Annotated in this window: 21 protein-coding genes; 3 read left to right on the plus strand and 18 right to left on the minus strand. The window is 67.8% G+C overall.

Annotation, left to right across the window (positions count from 1 at the left end; all coding sequences use genetic code 11):
• The first annotated feature begins 71 nt into the window (after positions 1-71).
• Positions 72-1,007, plus strand: a complete 936-nt coding sequence (locus HMPREF9710_RS10450; RefSeq protein ID WP_005666179.1) for a LysR family transcriptional regulator — start codon at positions 72-74, stop codon at positions 1,005-1,007.
• A 12-nt stretch (positions 1,008-1,019) separates the two neighbouring features.
• On the opposite strand, the gene HMPREF9710_RS10455 is transcribed toward HMPREF9710_RS10450, so the two are convergent.
• From HMPREF9710_RS10455 to HMPREF9710_RS10515, 13 genes are all read right to left on the minus strand, one after another.
• Complete coding sequence (locus HMPREF9710_RS10455) at positions 1,020-2,120, minus strand: porin (RefSeq protein ID WP_005666180.1); 1,101 nt, start codon at positions 2,118-2,120, stop codon at positions 1,020-1,022.
• Positions 2,121-2,158: 38 nt separating this feature from the next.
• On the minus strand, positions 2,159-3,610 hold the full coding sequence (locus HMPREF9710_RS10460; RefSeq protein ID WP_005666181.1) for an aldehyde dehydrogenase family protein: 1,452 nt from the start codon (positions 3,608-3,610) through the stop codon (positions 2,159-2,161).
• Between the two features lie 14 nt (positions 3,611-3,624).
• A complete protein-coding gene (locus HMPREF9710_RS10465) occupies positions 3,625-4,431 on the minus strand; it encodes an enoyl-CoA hydratase/isomerase family protein (RefSeq protein WP_005666182.1) in 807 nt (268 codons plus the stop codon).
• A gap of 31 nt (positions 4,432-4,462) precedes the next feature.
• The gene (locus tag HMPREF9710_RS10470; protein ID WP_005666183.1) at positions 4,463-5,077 is read right to left on the minus strand and encodes a UbiX family flavin prenyltransferase; all 615 of its coding nucleotides are present in this window, start codon (positions 5,075-5,077) and stop codon (positions 4,463-4,465) included.
• Positions 5,074-6,543, minus strand: a complete 1,470-nt coding sequence (locus tag HMPREF9710_RS10475; RefSeq protein ID WP_005666184.1) for a UbiD family decarboxylase — start codon at positions 6,541-6,543, stop codon at positions 5,074-5,076. The genes HMPREF9710_RS10470 and HMPREF9710_RS10475 overlap by 4 nt, the downstream gene beginning before the upstream one ends.
• Positions 6,540-8,099, minus strand: a complete 1,560-nt coding sequence (locus HMPREF9710_RS10480; RefSeq protein ID WP_005666185.1) for an AMP-binding protein — start codon at positions 8,097-8,099, stop codon at positions 6,540-6,542. Before HMPREF9710_RS10480 ends, HMPREF9710_RS10475 begins: the two co-directional genes overlap by 4 nt.
• Before the next feature lie 39 nt (positions 8,100-8,138).
• Positions 8,139-8,732 (minus strand): (2Fe-2S)-binding protein, encoded by a 594-nt coding sequence (locus HMPREF9710_RS10485; RefSeq protein ID WP_005666186.1) that lies wholly within the window; start codon positions 8,730-8,732, stop codon positions 8,139-8,141.
• The gene (locus HMPREF9710_RS10490; RefSeq protein ID WP_005666187.1) at positions 8,729-9,547 is read right to left on the minus strand and encodes an FAD binding domain-containing protein; all 819 of its coding nucleotides are present in this window, start codon (positions 9,545-9,547) and stop codon (positions 8,729-8,731) included. Before HMPREF9710_RS10490 ends, HMPREF9710_RS10485 begins: the two co-directional genes overlap by 4 nt.
• Complete coding sequence (locus HMPREF9710_RS10495; RefSeq protein WP_005666188.1) at positions 9,544-12,567, minus strand: xanthine dehydrogenase family protein molybdopterin-binding subunit; 3,024 nt, start codon at positions 12,565-12,567, stop codon at positions 9,544-9,546. Before HMPREF9710_RS10495 ends, HMPREF9710_RS10490 begins: the two co-directional genes overlap by 4 nt.
• A gap of 4 nt (positions 12,568-12,571) precedes the next feature.
• A complete protein-coding gene (locus HMPREF9710_RS10500; protein WP_005666189.1) occupies positions 12,572-13,927 on the minus strand; it encodes an MFS transporter in 1,356 nt (451 codons plus the stop codon).
• 89 nt (positions 13,928-14,016) lie between these two features.
• Complete coding sequence (locus tag HMPREF9710_RS10505) at positions 14,017-15,783, minus strand: GMC family oxidoreductase (RefSeq protein ID WP_005666191.1); 1,767 nt, start codon at positions 15,781-15,783, stop codon at positions 14,017-14,019.
• Positions 15,784-15,878: 95 nt separating this feature from the next.
• Complete coding sequence (locus HMPREF9710_RS10510) at positions 15,879-16,697, minus strand: alpha/beta fold hydrolase (RefSeq protein ID WP_040776374.1); 819 nt, start codon at positions 16,695-16,697, stop codon at positions 15,879-15,881.
• A 59-nt stretch (positions 16,698-16,756) separates the two neighbouring features.
• On the minus strand, positions 16,757-17,194 hold the full coding sequence (locus tag HMPREF9710_RS10515; RefSeq protein WP_040776088.1) for a hypothetical protein: 438 nt from the start codon (positions 17,192-17,194) through the stop codon (positions 16,757-16,759).
• A gap of 655 nt (positions 17,195-17,849) precedes the next feature.
• Here HMPREF9710_RS10515 and HMPREF9710_RS10520 point away from each other — a divergent pair.
• Entirely contained in the window at positions 17,850-18,233 is a 384-nt protein-coding gene (locus HMPREF9710_RS10520; protein ID WP_005666199.1) for a KGG domain-containing protein, read from the plus strand.
• Between the two features lie 59 nt (positions 18,234-18,292).
• On the opposite strand, the gene HMPREF9710_RS10525 is transcribed toward HMPREF9710_RS10520, so the two are convergent.
• The 5 genes from HMPREF9710_RS10525 to HMPREF9710_RS10545 are packed head-to-tail and all read right to left on the minus strand — an operon-like array spanning position 18,293 to position 22,747.
• Positions 18,293-19,636 carry a sulfite reductase subunit alpha gene (locus HMPREF9710_RS10525; RefSeq protein WP_005666201.1) on the minus strand — a complete coding sequence of 448 codons (1,344 nt, stop codon included), beginning with the start codon at positions 19,634-19,636 and terminating at the stop codon, positions 18,293-18,295.
• Complete coding sequence (locus HMPREF9710_RS10530; protein ID WP_040776091.1) at positions 19,633-20,652, minus strand: FAD:protein FMN transferase; 1,020 nt, start codon at positions 20,650-20,652, stop codon at positions 19,633-19,635. Before HMPREF9710_RS10530 ends, HMPREF9710_RS10525 begins: the two co-directional genes overlap by 4 nt.
• 5 nt (positions 20,653-20,657) lie before the next feature.
• A complete protein-coding gene (locus tag HMPREF9710_RS10535) occupies positions 20,658-21,473 on the minus strand; it encodes a DUF4198 domain-containing protein (protein ID WP_005666205.1) in 816 nt (271 codons plus the stop codon).
• Positions 21,474-21,498: 25 nt separating this feature from the next.
• Positions 21,499-22,011, minus strand: a complete 513-nt coding sequence (locus HMPREF9710_RS10540) for a DUF2271 domain-containing protein (protein WP_005666207.1) — start codon at positions 22,009-22,011, stop codon at positions 21,499-21,501.
• 25 nt (positions 22,012-22,036) lie between these two features.
• Positions 22,037-22,747, minus strand: a complete 711-nt coding sequence (locus HMPREF9710_RS10545) for a PepSY-associated TM helix domain-containing protein (RefSeq protein ID WP_005666209.1) — start codon at positions 22,745-22,747, stop codon at positions 22,037-22,039.
• Between the two features lie 322 nt (positions 22,748-23,069).
• Between HMPREF9710_RS10545 and HMPREF9710_RS10550 the strand changes: the two genes are divergently transcribed.
• On the plus strand, positions 23,070-25,925 hold the full coding sequence (locus HMPREF9710_RS10550; RefSeq protein WP_040776094.1) for a 2-oxoglutarate dehydrogenase E1 component: 2,856 nt from the start codon (positions 23,070-23,072) through the stop codon (positions 25,923-25,925).
• The last annotated feature ends 43 nt before the right edge of the window (positions 25,926-25,968 follow it).

Consider the following 25,968-nt stretch of genomic DNA (forward strand, 5'->3'; position numbering starts at 1 on the left):
CTCTCCGGCCAGCGGTTCTTGCTAAGGTATGATGTTCCTTTCAGTCAGCTCCGGCGCGCACTGTTTCGCCCATGGACTTCCGTCAGATTCATTATTTCATTTCCCTGTACGAGGAAGGCACGGTCACCCGCGCGGCGCACCGTCTTCACATCGTTCAGCCGGCGTTGAGCATGCAGATCGGCCGGCTCGAAGAGCATCTCGGCCAGAAGCTGTTCGAGCGCACCAAGCATGGCATGGTGCCCACCGACGCGGCGCGCCAGATGTACCGCCTGTTCCTGCCGATCATGCGCGACTTCTCGAATGCCGAGGCGCAGATGCTGAGCAGCGAAGGAGAGATCCGCGGGCACGTCAATATCGGCCTGATCGCCTCCATCACGCAAGGCGTGCTGGTCGAGACGCTCGGCGCGTTTTCACGCCAGTATCCCGGGGTCGACGTGTCGGTCAGCGACGGCTACACCAGCGTGCTGGCGGACCGGGTCGCGGAAGGACGCCTCGATGCCGCGATCGTCAACAAGCCGCGTCGTCCGCTGGCGCTCGACGTCGAACACATCATCGATGAAGAAATGGTGCTGATCGTCGGCCACAGATTCGAAGGCAGCCTCGCGCCCAGCATGACGCTGCGCCAGATGGCGGGGATCGGGCTCGACCTGGTGCTGCCCACCCGCGGCCACGGCCTGCGGGCGAATATCGACAGCTTTTTCGAGAGCGAGAACATCGAGCTGGCGCCCAAGTTCGAGATCGATTCGCTGGTCGCGACGATCAAGCTGGTGGAGCAAACCCGGATGGCGACCATCGTGCCGCGCGTGGCGGTGCACCGGCAACTGTATGACGGCAGCCTGCGCGCCCACGGCATCGTGTCGCCGCGCCTGGTGCGGCGCGTGGTGAGCGTGTCGAATCCACGGCGGCCGCTCAGTCCGGCCACGAAACTGTTCATTTCGATGCTGGCGGCGAACCTGCGCCTGCGCGCCCCGGGCGCCGCCACCGAGACGCCCGAAGCCGCGGACTAGCCGACGCCTTGCTCAGAAGTGGTGACGCAGGCCCATCATGACGCCGTTCTGCGCCATGCCGACGCCTACCGTGCCGCCCGCATCCAGGGGGACCGCCGAGGCGCCGTCGTTGTCCATGCGGCCTGCCGCGGCGTAGACGTGGCTGCGCTTGGACAAGGAATAGGTCAGCCGCGCCACCAGCATCGTCACGTCGGACGGCGAATCCTTGAGGTCGCGCCTGGCCCACTGGGCGTCGAGCGTGAACGGTCCCATGGGGTGGCTTGCGCCGACGTACCACAGGTTCGACTGCGCCTGGCCGGTCGCGGCCTCGGTGTCGCGGTGGATGACGCCGGCGCCGAGGCGGGTCGGTCCCAGCATCAGGTAACCGTTCAGGGTGGTGCGCACATCGGTATGCGCGCTGCTGGTCAAGCCGAAGGCGGCGCCGTCGTTGCCATGCAGTTTGTCGTACGAGCCGATCACGCCCCATCGCTTGGTTTCCCAGCCCACCAGGGCCGTGTACTGGCGGCAGGCCTTCGCGTCGCCCGCCACTTCACCGGCGCAGTTCGTGGCGGCCGGCCCGCCGGCGCTGGAGGCGTCGCGTCCGACACTCCAGGTGGCGCCCACCACGAGGCTGCCAAAGTTGCCCATGTAGCCGATCGCATTGTCCGAGCGCGCGTTCGGCAGGTAGCCGTCGATGCTGCTGATCGCGAACAGGTTCGGCCCCATCACGTCGGTCTTGATGGTCGCGATATACGTCATGTTCACCTGGCGCCCGACCGTCAGCGTGCCCCAGTCGCCTTTCAGGCCGACATGGGCGGCGCGGCCGAACAGGCGGTTGCCCTGGCCGAGCGCGCCGCTGTCCATGGCGATGCCGCTTTCCAGCACGAAGAACGCCTCTAGGGCCCCGCCCAGGTCTTCGGCGCCGCGAAACCCGATGCGCGACGGGAAGGAGCCGGTCAGCGACGGCACCTTGGTGATCGAGTCGCCCTCGGCGTCGGCATTGGTGGTGTGGACCACGCCGCTGTCGACGATGCCGTAGATCTGGACCGAGGATTGCGCGCTGGCGCTGGACGCGGCGCTGGACGTGGCAATGCCGCAGGCGAGCGCGAGCGCGCCTCTGGTGAGGTGGTTCATGGTGTCTCCAGTCGTTGTAGTTTTTTACGGGGCGCTGATCAGAGCAGGCCCGCGTCGCGGAAGATGTGCTTGGTCTCCAGGAAGTCCGCCAGTCCCTCGTAGCCATGCAGGCGGCCGATGCCGCTGCGCCGGTATCCTCCGGTTTCGGCTTCCGCGAACAGGCGGTTGTGGTCGTTGATCCAGACCGTGCCGTTGCGCAGCGCGCGGGCCAGGCGCATTCCGCGGTCGCCGTCGGCGGTCCAGACGCTGGCCGACAGGCCGAACACCGTGTCGTTGGCGCGCGCCACGGCTTGCCGTTCGTCCTCGAAGCGTTCCAGCACCACGAACGGGCCGAAGATCTCTTCCTGCGTGAAGAAGGCCGAGGCGTCGGCATGCGCCACCAGCGTCGGCGTCATGAAATGCCCGCCCGGCGGCGCGCCGTCGGGCCGGCCGCCGCGCAGTACGACCTCGTCGCACAGGTCGAGCGCGCGCGCCACGTCGGCCGACACGCGCAGGTAGGCGTCGGCGTCGATCAGCGGTCCCATGCCGGCGCCCGGGGTGGTTCCCGGCGCGACCACGATCGCCGCCAGCGCGCCCTTGAGCGCTTCCTTCATGGCGTCGTAGCAGGCCGCATGCACCAGCACGCGCCGGGCTGCGGTGCACTGCTGGCCCGAGATGATCGTCGCCGCCGTGGCCAAGCGCCGCGCGACCGCGGCGACGTCGGCATCGGGAAACACCAGGCAGCTCGACTTGCCGCCGAGTTCCAGCGACAGCTTTTTCATGGTCGGCGCGGCCGCGGCCATGATGCGCTGGCCGGTCAGGTTCGAGCCGGTGAAGCTCAGCACGTCCACGTCGGCCGACGTGGTCAGTTCCTGGGCGGCCTCGCTGCCCTGTTCCAGCACCAGGTTCAGCACGCCGCGCGGCAGGGTCTCGACGGCGGCCAGTTCGCGCAGGACGGCGGCGCTGATCTGCGCGCTCTGGTGCGCGGGCTTGACCACGACCGTGCAGCCGGCCGCCAGCGCCGGCGCCAGCGACCGGATCAGCAGCACGACCGGCGCGTTCCACGGGATGATCAGGCCCGCCACGCCGGCCGCTTCGCGCAGCGTCGCCGAATAGGCGCCCGGCTCGACTTCCATGAAATGGCCGGGAATGTGGCGCGCGAGGCCCGCGTAGTAACGGATCTCCGAGATCGCCGCCGCCATCTCGCCGTGCGCCTGGGGCAGCACCTTGCCGTTTTCCCAGGTGAGCAGGGAGGCCAGCCCGGTGCACCGCTCCAGGCGGTCGGCCCACTGCAGCAGCACCATCTGGCGCCGGCGCGCGTCGTGGGCCCAGTGCGACTCGTCGAAGGCCCGGCGCGCGCTGGCGATGGCGCGCCGGGCGTCTTCCCCGGCGCTGGCGGCGAAGCGGCCGATGGCGGCGCCGCTGGACGGATCGTGGCTGGCGCCGGTGGCGCCAGAAGCCGCCTCCTGCCACCCGCCATCGATATAGTTCTGTGCGTGCAGATCGCTCATGTCGGCGCTCTCCCTCAGGAGCCGTCGAAGACCGGGGGACGCTTGGCGTGGAACGCCTCGACGCCCTCGCGGAAATCGTTCGAGGAACGCAGGCGGCTGTAGCAGTGGCCTTCCAGCTCGATGGCGATCGACAGCGGCGAATCCTCGGTGTCGTTCAGCAGCTTCTTGGCGGTGCGCTGGGCGATCGGCGAGAATGCGCGCAGTTCGTCGACCAGGCGGTCGGTGGCCGCTTCCAGTTCGGCGTCCGGCACGCACTCGGTGGCCACGCCCCAGTCGTAGGCCTGCTGGCCGGGGATGCGGCGCGAGCGCATCACGATGTCCTTGGTGCGGGTGATGCCGACCATCTTCTGCAGGCGCGCCGAACCGCCCGAGCCGGGAATCTGGCCCAGCTTCTGTTCCGGCAGCGCATAGAAGGTGGTGTCGGTGACCAGGCGGAAGTCGCAGGCCAGCGAGATCTCGAAGCCGACGCCGAAGCAGAAGCCGCGGTTGGCGGCGATCACCGGCTTGCTGCAGCGGGTCGGGGCGGCGACGTTCCAGGCCAGCTTCGACACATGCTCGGGGCTGGCCTCCAGGAAGCCGCGGATGTCGCCGCCGCTCGAGAAGTGCTGGCCGTCGGCGCGCAGCACGATCACGCGCACGCGCTCGTCGGCGTCGAGCGACTCGAACACCAGGCGCAGCTGCTCGCGCTGGGTCATCGAGATGATGTTGAACGGGCCGTTCGACAGGACGATGTCGGCGCGCTGGCGCGCGGCGTCGATCTCGACCCGGAAGCCTTCGAGATTGGCCAGCAGGCTGTGGGCGGGGTGGTTCAGTTGGGTCATGCGGTTCTCCTGGTGTGATCGGTTTGTATGGTCAAGAATTGTCGGTTCGTTCGGCGCCTCCGGCGCCGGCCCTGCCCATGCCTTCCCAGCGCTTCACGAGGCCCTGGTGGGGCAGGTCGAACAGGTCGAGCAGGCGCCCGACGGTATGGTCGACCAGCTCGTCGAGCGAGGCTGGCCGGGTATAGAATGCCGGCACCGGCGGGAACACGATGCCGCCCATTTCGGTCACGGCCGTCATGTTGCGCAGGTGCGCGAGATTGAGCGGCGTCTCGCGCGCCACCAGCACCAGCTTGCGGCGCTCCTTCAGCACCACGTCGGCGGCGCGCGTGACCAGGTTGTCGGCCAGGCCGTGGGCGATGCCGGCCAGCGTCTTCATCGAGCACGGCGCCACCACCATGCCGGCCGAGCGGAACGAGCCGCTGGCGATGGTGGCGCCGATGTCCTTCACGTTGTGCACCACGTCGGCCAGCGCCTCGATATCGGCGCGGCGCAGGTCGAGCTCCTGCTGCGCGGTCATCACGCCGGATGCCGACATCACCAGGTGGGTCTCGGCGACGCCGGACGCGCGCAGATGCTGCAGCAGGCGCACGCCGTACACCGCGCCGCTGGCGCCGGTGATCGCGACGATCAGTCGCGGTCGATTCATGCGCGCACCGCCGCGTCGTTCCAGTCGATCGTGGCGCCGCGCACGATTTCGCGGTCGAGATCGATCTCGCGCTCGCCGGGAATGCTGACCTTGGTGAAGACGTGGCCGTGGTAGGCCACCGGCTTGGTCGCGTCCAGCCCCATCTTGGCGCTGATCCCCTGCAGGTGCGGCGGCGCGGCTTCGCCGTCCTGCATCTGGCCGACCGTGGTCGAGGGATCGAGCGCCGAACCCTGGGCGCCGGCGATGACGATCAGGTCGCGGTCGGCCTGGAAGCGCGTGGCCACCGCCCATTCGACCTGCTGCGGGTCGTGCACGTCGACGTCCTCGTCGACGATGGTGACCTGCTTGATGTCGTAATGGGCGCCGAAGGCGCCGAGGATCACGTTGCGCGGCTCGCCCTCGCGCTGCTTGCGGAACTTGACGAACAGGTGGTAGCGGCCGACGCCGCCGACCGACAGGTGCACGTCCAGCACGTTCGGGAAGCTGCGTTGCAGGTGCGCCAGCATGGTCGCCTCGCGCGGGATGGAGCCGAGCAGCAGGTGTTCCATCTCGGCCGGCACGATGGTGTGGAAGATCGGCTGGCGGCGATGGGTCACCGCGTCGACCGCGATCACTTCGCGGTTCTCGCGCGCGCTGTAGTATTTCGGGAATTCGCCGAACGGGCCTTCGGGCTCGCGCACATTCGGCAGCAGCTTGCCCTCGACGACGATCTCGGCGCCGGCCGGCACGCGGATCTCGCTGGTGCGGCACTTGACGACCGGCAGCGGCGCGCCATGCAGGGCGCCGGCGATCTCCAGTTCGTCGAAATCGATCGGCGTGATGGCCTGCGAGGCGAGCAGGGTGAGCGGATCGGCGCCGATGACCACCGCCACGTCCAGCGCCTGGCCCTGTTCCTCGGCCGCCTTGTAGAACGCCAGCAGGTGGCGCGGCAGCATCAGGATCGCCATGCGGTCGGGGCCGTGCACCTGGATGCGGTTGATCGAGACGTTCTGCACGCCGGTGACGGGATTGCGGGCGATCACCAGGCCGGCGGTGATGTAAGGGCCGTTGTCATGTTCGCTGTGGGTCGGGATCGGCAGCAGCGCATGCAGGTCGCCGGCCATCGCGCCACCGAACTCGTGCACCACCTGCTGGCACGGCGCATCGGCGGCGTCGACCTCGCGCCACGGCAGCGGATGGTCGACCGCGCGGCGGAACGCGCCGAGCAGGCCGGCCTGTTCGACACCCATGGCCTCGGCGATCCAGGCGCGGCGCGCCACGAACCCGGACACGACGGGGATGTCATGGCCGTCGGGACGCGGGAAGAAGGCAGCCTGCCTGCCGTCGAGGCGCTTGGCGATCGCCGCCAGCGTGTGCTTGAGCGGCACGCCTTCGCGGATCACGGCCAGGCGGCCGGTCGCTTCGAGGTGGGCCAGCCAATGGCGCAGGTCGCGCGCCTTGTGGTTCGGGAGCTCGGCGTTGTTCATTGTTTGGTGTCTCCATGTGCGTTGGCGCCCGGCGCCGCCATCGATTCGTATTCGCCGGCGACCAGCTTGCGGCGCAGGATCTTGCCGACCGGTGATTTCGGGATGTCGCGCACGAACACGTATTCGCGCGGGCGCTTGAAGTTGAGCAGGTCGGAATTGCGGCAGTACTCGTTCAATGCTTCGGCGCTGACTTCGCCATGCGCCTTGACGAAGGCCACCACCTTCTGGCCCCAGCGCTCGTCGCGCAGGCCCGCCACGGCGACTTCGTCGACCGATGGATGCAGCGACAGCACCGACTCGATGTCGACCGGCGAGATGTTCTCGCCGCCGCTGATGATCATGTCGTCCATGCGGCCGGTGACGAACAGGTCGCCGTCGGCGTCGAGGTAGCCGGTGTCGCCGGTGAAGTACCAGCCCGCACGGATCGACTTGGCGTCGGCGTCGGGCCGGTTCCAATAGCCGTCGAAGGATTCGTCGCCCTGGAGGTCGCAGATGATCTGGCCCTCTTCGCCGGGCGCCGCCAGGCGGTCCGGTCCCTCGGCGCTGAGCGGCACCACGCGCAGGCGCGTGTTGATGCCGGCGCGCCCGGCGCTGCCGGCCTTGCGGGTGGCGTCCTGGTCGATCGCGAAGGTGTACACCTCGGACGAGCCGTAGTGGTTGACGAACAGCTCGGGCCTGAAGGTCTCGGTCAGGCGCTTGAGCAGCCCGTCCGGCATCGGCGCGCCGGCGAAGCCCAGCTTGGTCACCGACGAGATGTCCGCGCCATGCTTCTCGCGCCAGGCCAGCATGTCGTGGTACAGCGTCGGCACCAGGTACAGGTTGCTGACGCGTTCCTGCTCGATCGAACGGAACGCGGCGGCGCAGTCGAATTTGGGAACGCACACGAAGCGGCCGTCGACCAGCGCCATCGCCAGCAGCGAACGCACGCCCATCGTGTGATAGAGCGGCATGACGCCGAGCGTGCACTCGCCGCGCCGGTACATGTTCTGCGCCACATGGCCGAGCGCGGCGGCGCGTTCGGCGCGGTGACGGCGCGGCACGCCCTTGGGCTTGCCGGTCGTGCCCGAGGTGTACAGCATCAGCGATATGTCGTCGCTGCCGGCCTGCAGGATCGGCGCGGCGGGCGCCTGGGCCAGCAGGTCGTCGAAGGCCAGCGTGCCGCCTTCGGCGCCGCCGACGGCGATGCGCGGCAGTGCGCTGGCCGACAGGCTGTCCGCCACCGCCGGCGCGCTGACGGGTTCGAACGCGACCGCCTTCGCGCCCGAATCGACGGCGCAGTACTCGACCTCGTCGGGCTTGGCGCGCCAGTTGAGCGGCGTGGCGATCACGCCCAGGAACTGGCAGGCCCAGTGCAGCGTCGCCATCTCGATGCGGTTCTGCAGCACCAGCAGCAGGTGGTCGCCGCGCCGCAGGCCGAGCGCCGACAGGCCGTGGGCGACGCGCTGTATCCGGTCATGCCATTCGGCGTAGGTGAGACGCTGCGCGCCGTCGACGACCGCCAGCGCGTGGGGGCTGCGTTCGACGCTTTGCAGGAATGTGCGTCCAAGATCGAGCACGATGTTCTCCTTGTCGTTGTTGTGATAGGGGTGTCGGCGTCAGGCGTCGACCAGGCGCGCCTGCTCGGCCGCGCCGATGGCGGCGTGGCCCGGCTCATCCGGCCGGGCGCCGGGCGCGCGCGGCTTGCCCAGCCGGTCGGCGGCGGTCTCCAGCACGGCGCGCACGATATTCGTGTAGCCGGTGCAGCGGCACAGGTGGCCCGACAGCATCGCGCGCACCTCGTCCTCGCTCGGATCGGGATTGCGGCGCAGGTAGTCGCTGCACGACATCATGATCCCGGCGGTGCAGAAGCCGCACTGCAGCGCATGATTGCGGCGGAACGCTTCCTGCAGGTCCGATAGCCCGTCTTCGCCCGCGGCCTTGCGCGCGCGGTCGAGGCCTTCCACCGTGTCGACGCTGCAGCCCTCGGCCTGCACCGCCAGCGTCATGCACGAACGACCGGCGACGCCGTCGACGGTGACCGTGCAGGCCCCGCAGACGCCGTGCTCGCAGCCGACGTGGGTGCCGGTGGCGCCCAGTTCCTGGCGCAGGAAGTCCGACAGCAGGGTGCGCGGCTCGCAGGTGCCGCTGCGCGGCTGGCCGTTGAGCACCAGCGCGATGCGCACGACGTCGTTCTTGCGGTAGGTCTTCATGTGGATGCTCTCCGGATCGCGGTGGCGCCGAGGTGGCGCACCAGTTGACGCCTGAACTTGGCCGAGGCGTGATGGTCGTCCTTCGCCTCCAGTTCCCAGGCGAAGTCGTTGATGGCGTGTTCGAGGTCGGCGCCGGCCAGCCGCGGCCAGGTCTTCACGCGCGGGCGGTCGGACACGCCGCCGACCGCCAGCCGGATGCCGTCGGGGCCGACCACCGCCGCCACCGCGCACACGGCGAAGTCGCCGTGGCGGCTAGAAAATTCCTCGAACGCGTAGCGTTCGCCGGCACGCGCGAGCGGGTAGCGCGCTTCCTCCACCAGTTCGTCGGCGGCGCGCGCCGTCATCAGCATGCCCTGGAAGAAATCGGCGGCGGCGACGACGCGCCGCCCGCGCCGGCTGCGCAGCGCCACCTCGCCCTGCAGGGCCAGCAGCGCCAGCGGCAGCTCGGCGCTCGGATCGGCATGCGCGATCGAGCCGCACACGGTGCCGCGGTTGCGGATCTGGAAGTGCGAGATGTGCGGGAATGCCTGCGCCAGCAGCGGCACCTCGGTGGCCAGTTGCGCGCGCCACTCGACCGCGCCCTGGGTGGTCGCGGCGCCGATCGCGAGATGGGTGGCGCCGGCGCGCACATAGTTCAGGTCGGGGACCCGCGAGATGTCGATCAGCATGCCCGGCTGGGCCAGGCGCAGGTTCAGCACCGCCATCAGTGACTGGCCGCCGGCCAGGATGCGGGCCTCGTCGCCGGCCTCGGCCAGCAGCGCCACCGCTTCGTCGGCGCTGTCGGGCCGTGCGTAGTCGAATGCTTGTGGTTTCATCGTGTTACTCCAAACAGGGCCAGCAGGCGCCGCCACAGGCCGCGCCCTTGATCGGCGCTCGCCTGCGGCAGTGCGCCCTGGCCGCCGGCTTCGCGGCCGAGCTGTTCGAACAGCTGGCCGAGGACGATCTTCGCCGCGCCTTCGAGCATGCGACTGCCCACCGCCGCGACCTTGCCGGACACTTCGGCCGAATAGTCGTAGCGCAGCAGGGTGCCGCCGTCGGCGGGTTCGAGCGTCACCAGGCCGCTGCCGCTGGCGCTGCCGACCGCCGACAGGCCGGAGCCGGCCAGGCGCAGGCTGCGCGGCGGGTCGAGTTCGGACAGCGCCACTTCGGCCGCGTAGCGCGCCTTGATCATGCCCACGCCGACGCTGACATCGGCGCGGTAGCGGTGTTCGCCGGCCGGTTCCAGCGCGTTGCAGCCGGGGATGACCTTGGCCAGCGCGACCGGGTCGAGCAAGACCCGGAACACGGCCTCCGGCGGCGCCGCCAGCACCACTTCGCCGCGCGCGGACAGCGCCTTGCCGCCCTTGCCGCCTGCGGCAGGCGCGGGCGCCGGCATCGCCTGGCGCACCGCCGCGGATGGCGGCGGTTCGTCGGCGCCGATCAGCGCCATGACTTTCGACGGCGTCAGCGGGAGCACGATATCGGCCACGCCGAGCGCGTCGGCGACGGCATTGCCGATGCAGGGCGGGGTGCTCATATTGTTGCCTTCGCCGAGGCCTTTCGCGCCCAGCGGCGTGAACGGCGACGGCGTCTCGAGGTGGATGATGTGCGGCTCGGGCACCTCGCAGGTGGTCGGCACCAGGTAGTCGGCGAAGGTGCCGGACTGGAAGCTGCCGTCTTCGCCGTAGCGGAATTCTTCCATCAGCGCCGCCCCCAGCCCTTGGGCGAAGGCGCCGCGAATCTGGCCGTCGGCCAGCGCCGGATTCAGGATCTTGCCGGCGTCGTGGGTGGTGACGTATTTGTCGATCGTGACGCGGCCGGTGTGGCGGTCGATCTCGACCCCGCACACGTCGAAGGCGAAGCCATACGCGGCCGAGGTGTTGACGCGGTCGTCGTCGTCGGGCGCGCCCAACTGCGGCGCGCTCCAGAACGCGGTTTCGCGCAGGCCCAGCCCGACGCCCTCGGGCAGCAGCGCCGGCGCCCAGTGCGGGCTGGCGGCCATGCGCGGGAAGGGCAGGGCGCGCGCCGGGTCGTCCTTGACGTGCACGGCGCCGCCGGCGAACACGATGTCGGCGGCGTCGGCGCCCAGCTGCGGCGCGGCGATGGCGGCCAGCTTGTCGCGGATGCGCATGGCCGCCAGGTGCACGGTGCCGGCCACCGCGCCGGCGAAGCGGCTCGAATAATTGCCGGCGGCGACCGACCAGGCATCCTTCTGGGTGTCGAATTCGACGTTCACCGCGACCTGGTCGGGATCCACGCCCAGCACGTCGGCCACCACCTGGGCGCACACCGTGCGGTGGCCCTGGCCGGCCGGCGCCGAGGCGATCGTCACGTTGACGCCGCCCAGCGGATCGATGGCCACGGTGGCCGAGGCGATCGCGCCGTTCTTCGGCCCCACCTTGGCGCGCGTTTCCTTCGGCAGCACGGTGGTGATGTAGCCCATGTTCGAGATCGACGGCTCGATGATGGCGGCGAAGCCGATGCCGTACAGCCTGCCCTCGGCGCGCGCCCGTTCGCGTTTCGCGTACAGCGCGGCCAAGCCGCCTTCGCCGGCGACCAGCTCCAGCGCCCGCTGGTAGTTGCCCGAGTCGATCAGGGCGCCGGCTGCGGCCTGGTAGGGGAAGGCGTCGGCCGGGATGAAGTTGCGGCGGTACAGGTCGACCGGGTCGATGCCCAGTTCGACCGAGATGCGCTGCATCAGGCGTTCCAGCGCGAAGTACACCTGCGGGCCGCCGAAGCCGCGCACCAGGCCGGCGGGCGTCTTGTTGGTCAGCACCACGCGGTTGCGCACCGCCAGGTTCGGGATCGCATAGGCGCCGGTCAGGCAACCGTGCATGCGGTAGAAGGTCGCCGGCTCCGGCGCGCGCAGGTAGCCGCCGACGTCGTCGAACTGGTCGTAGTCGAGCGCCGTGATGCGCCCGTCGGCCTCGACCGCGGCGCGGATGGTGGACTGGCGGCTGGTGGCCGAGGTCAGGCCGCCCAGGTGCTCGAGGCGGTCTTCGACCCATTTCACCGGCGCCCCGGCCTTGCGCGACGCCAGGCACATCAGCACCGCATACTGGAACACCGCGTGCTTGACGCCGAAGCTGCCGCCCGAATCGCGGAAGGTGCGATGGCGCAGCTTGTGGCCCGGCACCCGCAGCGCCAGCGCCATCACCGTGTGCAGCGAGAACGGACCCATGAAGTTCGAGGCGACGTCATAGCCTTCCTCGGGCGACAGGTAGTCGGCGACCACCACCGCGCACTCGATCGGGGTGCACGAGTTGCGGGGGTAGCGCACGCTCAGTTCGACCGTGTGCGCGGCGCGGGCGAACGCCGCTTCCGGGTCGCCATAGCGGAAACTGCGGTCGCTCGCGACATTGCTGCCGACGCCATCGTGCAGCACCGGCGCGTCCGGCGCGATGGCGGCGTCGATTGAGGTGACCGGATCGAGCCGGGTATAGTCGACCACCAGCAGGTCGGCCGCATCCTCGGCCAGGTAGCGGGTGTCGGCGACGACCACCGCGACCGGCTCGCCGGCATAGCGCACCCGTTCGCGCGCCAGCGCCCACATTTCCATCGACGCCTTGACGCCGACGACGAACGGTTTCGACCAGTCGGCCAGGTCGTCCCCGGTCAGCACCGCGCGCACGCCCGGCGCCTGCTCGGCCCGGGTGCTGTCGATGCCGTTGATGAGGGCGTGGGCGTGCGGCGCCCGGACGATCGCCGCGTGCAGCGTGCCGGGCTTGACGCCGACGTCGTCGCCGAACTGGCCGCGGCCGGTCAGCAGCGACACGTCTTCGATGCGTTGCAGCGAACGCCCGACGAAGGGCGCCGGCGCTTGCCGCTCGAGGGAACGAGGGCTCGTGGTGTGCATGCTGTCAGGCTCCAGGGGCGGCAGGTTCGTCGAGCTTGCCGATGGTTTCGGGAACGATCAGGGCGCCGATCAGGAAGATCACGCTGATACCCGCAAGGAACAGCGCCAGCGACATCGGCACGTCGGACGGCATGGGCGAGGCCAGCGACACGAAGGTCGGCAGCACGCCGCCGATGGCGAAGCCGATATTCCAAGACAGGCCGGTGCCGGTGGCGCGGATCTCGGTCGGGAAGCGTTCGTTCAGGAAGATCAGGATCGGCGCATAGCCCATGCTGCCGAGCATGCTGAACACGATGACGTAGACGGCCAGCGTGAAGGTGTCGGTCACGCCAGGCATCAGCAGCGCGATGGCGGGCAACATGATCAGGCGCAGCACGCCGACCCACACGAAGGTCTTCTTGCGGCCGATGAAGGTACTGATGTGGCCAGTAGCGATCGACGCGATGATGACGCCGACGCTGGCCAGCATCAGGATGAAGCCGGCGGTCTCGGAAGGCGTGCCGTTGACCACTTTCAGGAAAGTCGGCAGGAAGCCCGAGGTCAGGTAGTAGCCGGCGCCGCCGCCCAGGGTCAGCAGCAGGTTGACCAGCAGGACGTTACGGTACTTGCCGGTGAACAGGGTGCGGATCGGGTTGGCGGTCGGCGCGGCGGTGGCCTTGTTGCGCGCCTTTTCCGCCTGCAGCTTCTTGAACATCGGCGACTCTTCGAGCTTGCCGAAGATGGTGATGCCGAGCACCGCGCTGATGATGCCGGTGAAGAACATCCAGCGCCAGCCCCACTCGTCGAACTGCTCGCCCGGGAAGATCGAGGACAGGACCCAGAACGTGAACGACGCGAACAGGGCGCCCAGGCCGGCGCCGCCGCCGCCGATCAGGCCCGAAACCGCCCCGCGCCAGCGCGGCGACACCGATTCGGTGCCGATGGTGTGGGTCGATGCGACCACGCCGCCCACGAAGACGCCCTGGACCAGGCGCAGGATGATGAACAGCACCGGCGCCATGACGCCGATGCTGGCCACCGTCGGCAGCAGGCCGAAGGCGGCGGTGGAGACGCCGACGCCGATCATCGAGGCGATCATGGCGGCCTTGCGGCCCTTGCGGTCGGCGTAGGAGCCGAACAGCGCCGAGCCGAGCGGGCGCATCAGCAGGGTGACGCCGAACGAGGCGTACACCGCCGCCAGCGACAGCATCGCGTGCTCGGAAGGAAAGAACAGGCGGCCGATGATCGGCGCCACGTACAGCAGGATGAACAGGTCGTACAGGTCGAGCGACCAGCCGACGCACGAGGCCACCACGGCCCTGAACGTGTTGCGGTCGTTCTCCTTTGCGGTCATTACAGTATCGGATGATGCCAGCGCCATGGTTGTCTCCTGTTGAATGGTTATGGTCCCGGCGCCTCGGGGCGCCGTGGTGGTGGTCTCGACTGCGTGCGTGCCGTCTGCTGCGGGCCTCAGTAAGCCTCCGCCAGGGCCGGTTCGCGCGGCACGTCGCCGTTGCGGCCGCGTGCGCGAATGGCGTCGGCGATTTTCTCGGCCATCATGATCGTGGGGATATTGGTGTTCGCCGAAGGCAGGCTCGGCATCAGTGAAGCGTCGACCACGCGCAGGCCGGCCACGTCGTGCACGCGGCCTTCGGCATCGGTCACCGCGGCCGGGTCGTCGACGGCGCCCATGCGGCAGGTGCCGCTGGCATGCCAGACGCCGAACACCGCCTTGCGGATGAAGGCATGCAGCGCCCCGTCGTCGGCCAGCAGCGCGCCCATGCGCTGGCCGCCGGTCACGAAACGCTCGATGATCCAGCGCCGCAGCGGCGCCGGAGTGTCGAGCGCCAGTCCCAGCGCCTTCGTCAGCAGCGCGTTGGCCGGCGTCACGCGGCTCAGCGCCTTGACGCGCGGCGAGAACGAGGCCGGGAAGAAGTCGCCGGCATGGTGGTGCAGCTCGCTGCCCATGACAACCGCGGCCAGTTTGCGCACCCCGATCGCCATGCGCAGCAGGTCGCGTTCGTCGCTCAGCAGGTTGAGGTCGATCTCGGGCGGCGCGAGCGGATCGGGCGAGGCGATGCGCACCTGGCCGCGCGAGAACGGCCGGTTACACCACAGGAAGAACAGGCCGAGGCGGTTGCCGAGCGCATGCCAGGCGGCGCGGGTCGAGCTCGACATATACATGTCGGACGCGTCGCAGCCGGCCAGCCCGGAGGAGAAGCGCGCCGCCGTCATGCTGGCGCGGCGGCGCGCCAGCGGCATGCGGAATTCGGGCGCCAGGAAATGGCAGAAGGTGAGCGAAGGGTGGTCTTGCAGGTTGCGGCCGACGCCGGGTCGGTTGGCCACGACCGCGATGCCGAGCCGGCCGAGGGCGGCGGCGTCGCCGATGCCGGCGTGCAGCAGCAGGGCGGGCGACTGCAACGCTCCCGCGCACAGAATCACCTCGCGCGCGTCGATATGTAATGGATGCCCGGCGCCGTCGCGCGCCTGCACGCCACATGCCGTGCGGCCGGCCATGACGACGCGCTCGACCCTCAGGCCCGCATGGATGCGCAGGTTCGGCCGCGCCCGCGTCGCCGCGTCCAGGTAGCCGGCGGCGCTCGATACGCGGCGGTCGTCGATGTTCGAGAACGCCGCCGGAAACATCCCATCGCGAAAGTCGGCGTTCTGGTCGTCCATGTAGGCGAGGCCGTTGGCTTGCATGCCGCCGGCGAACGCGTGGCAGAAGCGCGGCCAGTCGGCGCGGGCGATGCGGCGGATCGGAATCGGACCGCGGTCGCCGTGCAGCGGCGAGGCGCCGAAATCGAGATCGCGTTCGAGCTTGCGGAAGTAAGGCAGCACCTCGTTCCAGCTCCAGCCCGCGGCGCCCTGGCTGGCCCAGCCGTCGTAGTCGCGCGGCAGGCCGCGGTTGGCCGCCTGGACATTGATGCTGGAGCCGCCGCCCATCACGCGGCCCTGCTCATAGGTCTTTAGCGGCGAGGTCGGGGTGGCGCGCGCCTTGAGGTCCGGCCAGATGAAGCGGTCGCCGCAGAACAGCGGCATCGGGTAGCTGTCGAGGATCTCGGCCGGCTCGGCGCCTGGTGGGGTGTCGCTGCCGGCCTCGATCAGCGCGACCCGCACGGCGGGGTCTTCGGACAGGCGGTTGGCCAGCACGCAACCGGCAGAGCCGCCGCCGACGATCAGGTAATCATAGTTTTCACTTGCCTTGCTCACACATGTCTCCTTGCCGTGCAACATCGCCGGTGTTCGTCGTGTTGCTACTTGTATGCAAGAAGATTAACGTGGAATCTTTATCTATTCTAATAATGTTTAATGATCCGTAATATCAAACTTTATGATAGTTCCGTGTTCAAGTTCTCGGTCGTGCCGGCGCCGAAAATGAATTGGCCGCCGGCAGCAATGACCTCTGCGCTGCGCTCGCGGTGGGGGGAATGCCCGCAGCCGGGCAAGACCAGCAGGCGCGTATCCGGAACGAGGCGCGCGATCGTGTAGACCTGATCGAGCGTGCCGTAGGGGTCGTCCTCGCCCTGGATCGCCATCAGCGGGGCCGTGATCGCCGCCACGTCCGCACGGATGTCCCAGTCGCGGAAGGCGGGGTCGAGCCAGATGTCGTTCCACCCGCGGAACGCCGCATCGACGTCGGCATGGTAGGGCGCCAGCCGCGCGCGCAGCGAACCGTCGCGGTAGGCGTCGCGCGCCGCCGCGATGGCTTGCAGCGCGCAATCCTCGACGTACAGATGGGGCGCGGCGACGATCAGCCCGCTCAGCTCGGCGCTGTGGCGCGCCGCGTACAGCAGGGCGATCGAGGCGCCGTCGCTGTGGCCGAAGAGCCAGGGTTTCACGATGCCCAGTTGGGCAAGCAGCGCGGGCAGGACTTCATGCGCCTGCTGGTGCAAATAGTCCGGCGTCAGGGCGGCGGTGCGGGCGCTCGAGCGGCCGTAGCCGAAGCGCGAGAACACGAGTCCGCGCAACCCGTGTGCGCGGCAAAATTCATCGGGAAAGTTCTTCCAGTGTGAGACGGATCCGAGACCTTCGTGCAGGAACACGACGGTCGGGGCCGGCGACGCGGGGGCGCCGACCCACTGCGCTTCCAGCTGGATGCGCTGATCGCGCCAGCGAAGGTCGACGAAGAACGGTTGATGGTCTGGCATGGGCTGTGTCATGGTGAACATGCTACCGCAAGCACGACATCGCCTGCGCCAGGCGCCGTTCAGTCGTCGAGGCGATAGCTGCGCAACTGAAACACCATCCTGCCGTCTTCGCGTTCGCAGACGCCGGCCATCGTTTCACCGGGGCGCAGCGTCATGCTCAGCCTGCTGCCATCGTTCTTGTCGGCACAGGCCTCGTGCATGGCGTCGGGGATCGCGGGGAGGATGAGTGCGGCCGGCGCTACGGGTGCGATCGGTGCGACTGGCGGCAGAGGCACGCTGCGCACGGCCTGCAGGCGTGCAAGCTCGGTCGATATCCGGGCGCGCCGCTCCGCGGCGGGAATGAACATCCAGTCGCCGCGCCGCCCATACTGGCGCGCGAGGGACGCCGACAACTCGTCCAGGCGGTCGAGTTCGATGGCTTGCGCATAGTCGCCGAAGTGCTGCATGACGTTTTGCCGCAGCAACAGAACACCCGCTGCTATCAAAGACGTGAGCAAATGTGCTCAGCGTCTTCTTCCTGCCCCGAACCGTCCTGCTGACCGCATTCGTACCTGACAGGCGTTACTTTCCCGCCTCCCACCGGCAACATGCCGGTGGCAGTATCTGACGTCGCCGCCAGATTCGCCACGGGTAGCGCCGATCGTGCCGCACAGGCACCGGTGGCGAGCCGCATCTCATTTGTATAGTGCAGTAGGCAAGTATGGCGTCCCATCTACGTCCCCATTTGCTGCGCTTGGTTTTCGCGCCATAGATGAGCACTCTGATAGTGATCCGCTTTGCCAGCTTACGTATCATCAGACCTCAAAACCGCGACTAGAGTTCCGCTCCCGCCACTGTCAGAATGTCCAGCAGGACGGCGCCGAACAAAGATATCCGATGCCAATGTTCATGTGTTGGCGTGGAAATTCGAGCCGACTAAAGTAGCCAATTCATGCTGTTCAAGTTCTATTTTCATAATTATTCTTCTATAAATTGATCGATCCATAATAGATTTTTCTTTCAGGATGACGGCCAATGCCGGTAGTCCGGCAAGGCCCGGTCCTACAAGCCGACTGCCGTATTTTGGTGTTCAGACCGATATTGGAGGCCTACCATGAGGTCCTTCGAGTCAGCTTACTGCTGGCATTTTCTTCATCATGTAAGGAGGCAATCATGGCAAACAAGTCGCAAAACAACAACCCGCAAGGTAACAACCAGTTCACCAAGCAAGGTAGCCAGCAGAGCGGCAACCAGGGTAATCAGGGCAACCAGGGCGGCAGCGGCAACCAGGGTTTCGCATCGATGGATCCACAGCGCCAGCGTGAAATCGCCAGCGAAGGCGGCCGCGCGGCGCACGCATCGGGCAATGCGCACGAGTTCAATTCGCAGGAAGCACGCGAGGCCGGTTCGATGAGCCACAAGAACGATGGCAACAAGCAGAGCGGCAATCAGGGTGGCGCCAACCAGGGCAGCAACCAGCAGAGCGGCCAACGCGGCGGCTCGTCCGAGCAGCATGCCCAGGCCGGCCGTCAAAGCCACAAGAACGACAACCGCTGACCGCCTTGAGGCGCCAGCTTGATCGATCCGCCGGCATTGCCGGCGGTTCTGTTTGACGTCTAGTAGACGTCGCGCCGGTAGCGGCCATCCGCTGCCATGGCGTCGACCGTATCGAGTCCGAGCGCCGACACGAGCGCATCGTGCACGCCGCCGGCCATGCCTTGCAGGCTGCCGCAGACATAGACCGCCGCGCCATCCGCGACCCAGCGGCGCAGTTCTTCCTGGTGCGCATCCACCAGGTGCTGCACGTAGCGCGCCTTGCCCTCGTCGCGTGAAAACGCCAGGTCGAGCCGCGCCAGCATGCCGCCATCGCGCCATGCTTCCAGTTCCTCCCGGAACAGGAAATCGTGGGCCGCATTGCGTTCGCCGAACAGCAGCCAGTTGCGGTGCATGCCGGCATCGATGCGGGCCTTGAGCAGCGACCGCAATCCTGCCAGGCCACTGCCGTTGCCGATCGCAATCAGGGGCCGCCCCGCATTCGTGCCCAGCCGGAAGCGCGCATGGGCGCGCACGCGGAGGCGAATCGTGTCGTCCTGGTCCGCGCACACGCACAGCCAGCCGGATGCCGCGCCCGGCGTGCCGTCCGCGCGCGTCTGCAGACGTACCAGCAGTTCGAGCCGGCCTTCGCCCGGCACCGACGCGATCGAATATTCGCGCGGATGGCTCGGGTCGAGCGGCGCGCTGACCTGGGCCAGGTCGCCGGCTTCCCAGGCGGGCAGCGCGCCGGCGCGCGGCGCCAAGGAGATACGGTACAGCGGCGCCCCGGCGCTGCCGGGATTGAGGTGGATGCGGCTGGCGATGCGCCATTCGCCGTAGGCGGGCGCTTCCCAGTCAGGCGCATCGCTGGTGCCGGCCAGGTGGCTCAGGTGGTGCTGCCATGCGGCCAGCGCCGCGGGCGCGCCGCGGTCGACGTCGATCCGGTCGAACAGCGCCGTAGCGCCGCGCTCGCGCAGCCAGGCATCCAGCGCGCGGCCGAAGCCGCAGTAATGGGAATACGTTGCATCGCCCAGCGCCAGCACGCCGTAGTGCAGGTGCGACAGCTCTAGCGCCTGGCCCATCGTGTGGCCGGCGAAGCGCGCGGCCGTGTCGGGCGCATCGCCTTCGCCGTAGGTGCTGCAGATGAACAGCACGCGCGAGGCGGCCGCCAGCTGGGCGCCGTCCAGCGTCGACATGCAGACGGCGCGTGCGTCGAGGCCGCCCAAGGCCAGGGTGGCGGCGGTGCGTTCGGCCAGGAATTCGGCGCTGCCGGTCTGGCTGGCGTGGACCACGAGCCAGTCGGCCGCGCCGCCGGCAGCCCGGGTGCGCACCAGACGGCTGCGCCAGATGCCGAGGCACATCGCCAGATAGACGCAGGACAGCGCGAGCGCGCCGCCCAAGCGCAGAGGGTCGATCGTCAACATCATTGCAGCAGGGCGCGCCAGTCGCTGGACGTGGTTTCGAGCAGGCCGCCCGGTGCGCGCACCAGGAAGCGCGCCGCGATGCCGCGCGCCTCGGCGAAGGCCAGGCCGTCTTGCGGGCCCAGCACGGTGAGCGCGGTGGACAGCGCATCGGCCGCCATGCAGGTTGGCGCCAGCACCGTCACCGACGCGACGCCGTCCACAACCGGATAGCCGCTGCGCGGATCGAGGGTGTGCGCGGCGCGCCGGGCGCCGTGTTGAAAGTAGCGGCGGTAGTCGCCCGAGGTGGCGATCGCCAGGCCATGCAGGGCGACCACGGCCTGGGTGGCGCCAGCGTCGGCATTGTCCGCATCCGGAACCCCTTCGATCTCCACCCACCACGGTTCGCCATTGGCCTTGGCGCCGGCGCCGCGCAGCTCGCCGCCGGCTTCGACCACATAGTGGCGCACGCTGCGCTGTTCGAGGCAGCGCGCCATGCAGTCGACCGCATAGCCTTTGGCGACGGAAGAGAAATCGAGGAGGGCGCCGCCCGGCTGCAGCAGGCGGCGCGTGGCGCGGTCCAGCAGCGGTTGACTGGCGCCGCGCTGCGCCAGCGCGGCCCCGATCGCTGCCGCATCCGGTGCGTAGAAGCCGGCCTGGTCGTAGCGCCGGGTGGCGCCGAAGCCCCACAGGTTCACCAGCTGGCCGCCGGCCGGGTCGTAGGCGCCGCCGCTGTCTTCATGCACCCGCAGCGCGTAATCGGCGACGTCGAAGAAGTGCGGCGGCAGCGCATGCCAGCTGCCGGCCGGGGCCTGGTTGTAGCGCGACAGCAGGGAATCGGGCTCCCAGTGACTCATCTGCGCGACGATCTCATCCAGTTCACGCTGCAGGGCAAGCGTCAAGGCAGCGCCGTCGGCGCCGGGCGGCAGCATCAGCCGCGCCGACCAGCCGGTGCCCATCGCCGTGCCCGAGGTCGTGTACAGGGTGCTGCCGCCGGGCGGCAGCGCCATGTCGACTTCCAGCGGAACGAGAACGTCGCGCATCCGGATTACTGCGGCAGGACTTCGAGCGTGGCCGCGTAGCTGTAGCGCTTGGCGCCCGGCTGCGGTTTTCCTTCGCCGAACGGGAAGCCGGCGCTGAGCCAGTACATATTCGCCGCCGGCACGGTGAACGACGCTTCGCCCTTGGCGTCGGTCGTCAAGCGCTGCTCGCCGGAGGAACCGCGGTACTTGACGGTGCCCTGCACGATGCTGAACGGCAGGTTGGCGACCGGCTTGCCGTCGAGGTGGAAACGCACGCGGATCGGCTCGCCGACGCGCAGGTCGGACGGATTGGTCAGCGGGATCATTTCCAGGCCTTCGCCGGTCGGCTTGAGGGCGGTGTCGCTGAGCTTGTTGGCCGAGACGAAGGTCTCGTTGCGCGAGTGGACGGCAGTCGTTTGCACATCAACGGCGCCGGCGGGAATCGCGACCGCCGGGCTGCCGGCGGCGCCGCGGAAGCGCTTGGTCTCGCCGCCCAGCTTGTAGCTGCCCATCACGTTGTTGTTGACGATCGACAGGCGATAGGTGCCGTCCTTCGGCAGGCGCAGGTCGAGCGTGCTGCGGTACTTGCCGACCACGGCGCCTTCGGCCTTGGCTTGCACGCCGTCCGGATCGGTGATCACCAGGTTGTCCAGGCGCAGCGGGTGGTGGTTGAACTCGAACACCTCGTTCGAGATCGCGGCATCGATCGTGACCCAGGCTTCCTTCGAATCGACCATGGCGGTATTCGGCAGGATCCAGGCGCGGTGGGCCTGGGCGGTCAGCGAGGCGCCGGCGAGCATCAGGCCGACGATGGCGGCTTTGTAGAATGTGTTCTGTTGCATGGGGTTCTCCTGATGGTGGTTGTCGTTATTGGATCTGGAGCGACACGGCGCCCAGTTCGTCCTTGCCGGCCGCGTTCGCCGCCAGCTTGCCCTTGCCGGCCCAGGTGAACGGCACCTTGACCACTTCGCGTCCGCCCGCCTCGCGCGCCGCTTCCACCACCAGCTTGTATTCACCGGGCGGCAGCTTGTCGATGCCATACCTGGCGCCGGCGAACTTCATGGTGTGGGTGCCGGGCGCGCGGGTGGCGCCGCTGACGCCGTCGATCGGCAGGGCGGCGTCGCGCCCCGCCTTGCGCCACCAGGTGCGCAAGTCCTTGACCCATTTCTCGCCGCCCTTGTCCTTCATCTTGACGTCGTACAGCACGGCCAGGTTGGAGGCGATGCCCTGGTCGGCATTCTCGATCCAGATCGCCACATAGGGCTTGTGATACTCGGCCACGTTCAGCTGCGGCACGTCGAACTTGACGGATAGGTCGGCGCCCATGGCCCAGCCGGACGCGAGCGGGAGGGTGAGGGCGAGCGAATGGGACAGTTTCATTCTTGGTCTTCTCTCGGTAGGTGGATCAGTGGACGAACAGGAGGGCCAGCACGATCGGCAGCACGATGCCGAAACCGACCACCGGCCAGGTCGACGGCCGCTTGGCCGCGTGATACTTCAGGATCAGGAAACCGGTAATGCAGAACACCACGCAGGCCACGGCGAAGAGGTCGATGAACCAGCTCCAGACCACGCCCGTGTTGCGGCCCTTGTGCATGTCGTTGAGCCACGAGATCCAGCCGCGGTCGGTCTTTTCGAACTCGGCGCTGCCGTCGACCGCGATGCGCAGCCAGGCGTCGCCGCCGGGACGGGGCAGGGCGACATACGCGTCTTCCTCGCTCCACTCGGCGCGCTTGCCGCGCACGTCGACCGGGAAGGCGCCATTGGTCCAGTCCGCGATCTCGCTCGGCAGCGGCACTTCGGCGTCGACGTGGTCTTCGGCAAAGGCCTGCAGCTGGACGCGCAGCGGCTCGGGCAGCGTCGCCTTCAGGCGCGTGACGACGGGCTTGGCCTCGATCAGCGTGGCGTTGTTCAGCGTCAGCCCGGTAAAACTGAACAGCAGCATGGCCATCAGGCAGATGGCCGAACTGATCCAATGCCATTGATGCAACTGCTTGAGCCACATAGCGCGGCGAGCGCCGGGCAGGGCGGTCCCAGCCGCGGCGGCGGCAGGCGCGGGCTCGGCCTTGATGGCCGGCTCGGCTTTATTCTTGAGAGGAGTTGCGGAAGAAGGCATCTTTAAATGATAACGATTATCATTTACATGGTCAACTCAGCAATGAGCGCAATGCGGGATTCGTTCCAAAAGTGCGACTCAGAAATACACATTTTGTAATAAATAATTTCTTGGAAGGGAGTCTGCCCTGGCCGAGATCATGCGTTACAATAATGTGCGCAAATTGGCAGGATTTTGCACACGTATTTTTTAGTACCGAACAGTCCTTCCCCCACAACTTGATGTCTTGAAGTGCAATCCGCTAACCGGTCAGGCCGTGTCGCGGAAGGTTTTAAACAACCCGCCCAAACCTCGCGAAGCGCGAAAAGAAAGGTGAGCAAGAATGATGCAACAATATAACGCCAACTCCTACCTGTTCGGCGGCAATGCCCCGTACGTGGAAGAGTTGTACGAGGCCTATCTGGATAATCCGACCTCGGTGCCCGAAAACTGGCGCGCCTACTTCGACCAGATGCAACACGTGCCGGCAGTCGACGGCTCGAACCGCCCCGATGTGGTGCATTCCTCGGTGGTGGCCTCGTTCGCGGAACGCGCCAAGCAGGGCCCGATCCGTACCGTCGTCGCTTCGGCCGACTCCGAACTGGGCCGCAAACGCGTCGCCGTCACCCAGATCACCGCCGCCTACCGCTACCTCGGTTCGCGCTGGGCCAACCTGGACCCGCTGCAGCGCCAGGAACGCCCACCCCTCCCAGAGCTCGACCCCGCCTTCTACGGCTTCACCGAAGCCGACCTCGACACCGTTTTCAATATCAGCAACACCTATTTTGGCCAGGAAACCGCGCCGCTGCGCGACATCCTGAACATGTTGCGTGATACGTACACCCGTTCGATCGGCGCCGAGTTCATGTACATCAGCGATCCGACCGAAAAGCGCTGGCTGCAAGAGCGTCTGGAATCGATCCGCTCGACCCCGACTTTCAGCGGCGAGAAGAAAAAGCACATCCTCGAGCGCCTGACCGCGGCCGAAGGCCTGGAACGCTACCTGCACACCAAGTACGTCGGCGCCAAGCGCTTCTCGCTGGAAGGCGGCGAATCGTTCATCGCCTCGATCGACGAAGTGATCCAGCGCGCCGGTGAAAAAGGCATCCAGGAAATCGTGATCGGCATGGCCCACCGCGGCCGCCTGAACGTCCTGGTCAACACCCTGGGCAAGAGCCCGGCCGACCTGTTCGAAGAATTCGAAGGCAAGCACGCCGACGACCTGCCGGCAGGCGACGTGAAATACCACCAGGGCTTCTCGAGCGATATCTCGACCCCGGGCGGCCCGGTCCACCTGTCGCTGGCGTTCAACCCATCCCACCTCGAGATCGTCAACCCGGTCGTCGAAGGCTCGGTCAAGGCGCGCATGATGCGTCGCGGCGACAAGAAGGGCAAGGAAGTGCTGCCAATTCTGGTGCACGGCGATGCCGCGTTCGCCGGCCAGGGCGTGGTCATGGAAACCCTGAACCTGGCGCAGACCCGCGGCTATGGCACCGGCGGCACCGTCCACATCGTCATCAACAACCAGATCGGCTTCACCACCTCGGATCCACGCGACGCGCGCTCGACCCTGTACTGCTCGGACGTCGTCAAGATGATCGAAGCGCCGGTGCTGCACGTGAATGCCGACGATCCTGAAGCCGTCGTGCTGGCCAGCCAGATCGCCCTCGACTACCGCGCCGAGTTCGGCAAGGACGTCGTGGTCGACATCATCTGCTACCGCAAGCTGGGCCACAACGAGCAGGACACCCCGGCGCTGACCCAGCCGCTGATGTACAAGAAGATCGCCAAGCACCCGGGCACCCGCAAGCTGTACGCCGAGAAGCTGGCCGCGCAAGGCACCATCGAAGCCGACGGCGGCGACAAGCTGGTGGCCGCCTACCGCGACGCCATGGATGCAGGCAAGCACACGGTCGATCCGGTGCTGACCAACTTCAAGGGCAAGTACGCCGTCGACTGGGCGCCGTTCCTGAACAAGAAGTGGACCGATGCCGCCGACACCGCGGTGCCGGTCACCGAACTGAAGCGCCTGGCCGAACGCATCACCAAGGTTCCGGAGGGTTTCAAACCACACTCGCTGGTTGAAAAAGTGCTGGCCGACCGCGCCGCCATGGGCCGCGGCGAAGTGAACCTCGACTGGGGCATGGGCGAGCACCTGGCCTTCGCCTCGCTGCTGTCGTCGGGCTATGCGATCCGCCTGTCGGGCCAGGACGCCGGCCGCGGCACCTTCGTGCACCGCCACGCCGTGCTGCACGACCAGAACCGCGAGCGCTGGGACCAGGGCATCTACCTGCCGCTGGCCAATATCTCCGACAACCAGGCCGACTTCACCGTGATCGACTCGGTGCTGTCCGAAGAGGCGGTGCTGGGCTTCGAATACGGCTTCTCGACCGCCGAACCGAACACCCTGACCATCTGGGAAGCCCAGTTCGGCGACTTCGTCAACGGCGCGCAAGTCGTCATCGACCAGTTCATCGCCTCGGGCGAAGTGAAGTGGGGCCGCGCCTCGGGCCTGGTCATGATGCTGCCGCACGGCTACGAAGGCCAGGGTCCGGAGCACTCGTCGGCCCGTATCGAGCGCTTCCTGCAACTGTGCGCCGACAACAATATGCAAGTGGTGCAGCCGACCACGGCCGCCCAGATCTTCCACCTGCTGCGCCGCCAGATGGTGCGCCAGTTCAGGAAGCCGCTGGTGATCTTCACGCCGAAGTCGCTGCTGCGTAACAAGGATGCCGGCTCGCCGCTGACCGACCTGACCAAGGGCGGTTTCCAGACCGTCATCGGCGAATGCGACGACAAGATCGACGCAGGCAAGGTCAAGCGCGTGATCGTGTGCTCGGGCAAGGTTTATTACGACCTGGTCAACGCACGCAAGACGCGTAACAGCGCCGACACCGCGATCATCCGTATCGAGCAGATGTATCCGTTCCCGCACAAGTCGTTCGCCGCCGAACTCAAGAAGTTCCCGAACGCGACCGAAGTGGTGTGGGCGCAGGACGAGCCGCAGAACCAGGGTCCATGGTTCCAGATCCAGCACAACATCTTCGAAGGCATGGAAGATGGCCAGCGCCTGGCCTACGCCGGTCGCGCCGCGTCGGCATCGCCGGCCGTGGGTTATGCGGACAAGCACATCGCCCAGCAAAAAGAACTGCTGGAGACCGCGTTCTCGAAACTCAAGGGTTTCATCCTGACCAAGTAATCACGGCCGGGTAAGTAAAACCACGCCCCCCGCGTCCCGTGCG

It is taken from the genome of Massilia timonae CCUG 45783 (assembly GCF_000315425.1).
In the GTDB taxonomy this organism is placed as follows: Bacteria; Pseudomonadota; Gammaproteobacteria; order Burkholderiales; family Burkholderiaceae_D; genus Telluria; species Telluria timonae.

What these genes read in the sequence shown, in the direction of transcription:
- HMPREF9710_RS10450 (WP_005666179.1), top strand. Translation starts at nt 72, where the DNA reads ATGGACTTCCGTCAGATTCATTATTTCATTTCCCTGTACGAGGAAGGC.
- HMPREF9710_RS10455 (WP_005666180.1), bottom strand. Translation starts at nt 2,120, where the DNA reads ATGAACCACCTCACCAGAGGCGCGCTCGCGCTCGCCTGCGGCATTGCC.
- HMPREF9710_RS10460 (WP_005666181.1), bottom strand. Translation starts at nt 3,610, where the DNA reads ATGAGCGATCTGCACGCACAGAACTATATCGATGGCGGGTGGCAGGAG.
- HMPREF9710_RS10465 (WP_005666182.1), bottom strand. Translation starts at nt 4,431, where the DNA reads ATGACCCAACTGAACCACCCCGCCCACAGCCTGCTGGCCAATCTCGAA.
- HMPREF9710_RS10470 (WP_005666183.1), bottom strand. Translation starts at nt 5,077, where the DNA reads ATGAATCGACCGCGACTGATCGTCGCGATCACCGGCGCCAGCGGCGCG.
- HMPREF9710_RS10475 (WP_005666184.1), bottom strand. Translation starts at nt 6,543, where the DNA reads ATGAACAACGCCGAGCTCCCGAACCACAAGGCGCGCGACCTGCGCCAT.
- HMPREF9710_RS10485 (WP_005666186.1), bottom strand. Translation starts at nt 8,732, where the DNA reads ATGAAGACCTACCGCAAGAACGACGTCGTGCGCATCGCGCTGGTGCTC.
- HMPREF9710_RS10490 (WP_005666187.1), bottom strand. Translation starts at nt 9,547, where the DNA reads ATGAAACCACAAGCATTCGACTACGCACGGCCCGACAGCGCCGACGAA.
- HMPREF9710_RS10495 (WP_005666188.1), bottom strand. Translation starts at nt 12,567, where the DNA reads ATGCACACCACGAGCCCTCGTTCCCTCGAGCGGCAAGCGCCGGCGCCC.
- HMPREF9710_RS10500 (WP_005666189.1), bottom strand. Translation starts at nt 13,927, where the DNA reads ATGGCGCTGGCATCATCCGATACTGTAATGACCGCAAAGGAGAACGAC.
- HMPREF9710_RS10505 (WP_005666191.1), bottom strand. Translation starts at nt 15,783, where the DNA reads ATGTTGCACGGCAAGGAGACATGTGTGAGCAAGGCAAGTGAAAACTAT.
- HMPREF9710_RS10510 (WP_040776374.1), bottom strand. Translation starts at nt 16,697, where the DNA reads ATGCCAGACCATCAACCGTTCTTCGTCGACCTTCGCTGGCGCGATCAG.
- HMPREF9710_RS10520 (WP_005666199.1), top strand. Translation starts at nt 17,850, where the DNA reads ATGGCAAACAAGTCGCAAAACAACAACCCGCAAGGTAACAACCAGTTC.
- HMPREF9710_RS10525 (WP_005666201.1), bottom strand. Translation starts at nt 19,636, where the DNA reads ATGATGTTGACGATCGACCCTCTGCGCTTGGGCGGCGCGCTCGCGCTG.
- HMPREF9710_RS10530 (WP_040776091.1), bottom strand. Translation starts at nt 20,652, where the DNA reads ATGCGCGACGTTCTCGTTCCGCTGGAAGTCGACATGGCGCTGCCGCCC.
- HMPREF9710_RS10535 (WP_005666205.1), bottom strand. Translation starts at nt 21,473, where the DNA reads ATGCAACAGAACACATTCTACAAAGCCGCCATCGTCGGCCTGATGCTC.
- HMPREF9710_RS10540 (WP_005666207.1), bottom strand. Translation starts at nt 22,011, where the DNA reads ATGAAACTGTCCCATTCGCTCGCCCTCACCCTCCCGCTCGCGTCCGGC.
- HMPREF9710_RS10545 (WP_005666209.1), bottom strand. Translation starts at nt 22,747, where the DNA reads ATGCCTTCTTCCGCAACTCCTCTCAAGAATAAAGCCGAGCCGGCCATC.
- HMPREF9710_RS10550 (WP_040776094.1), top strand. Translation starts at nt 23,070, where the DNA reads ATGATGCAACAATATAACGCCAACTCCTACCTGTTCGGCGGCAATGCC.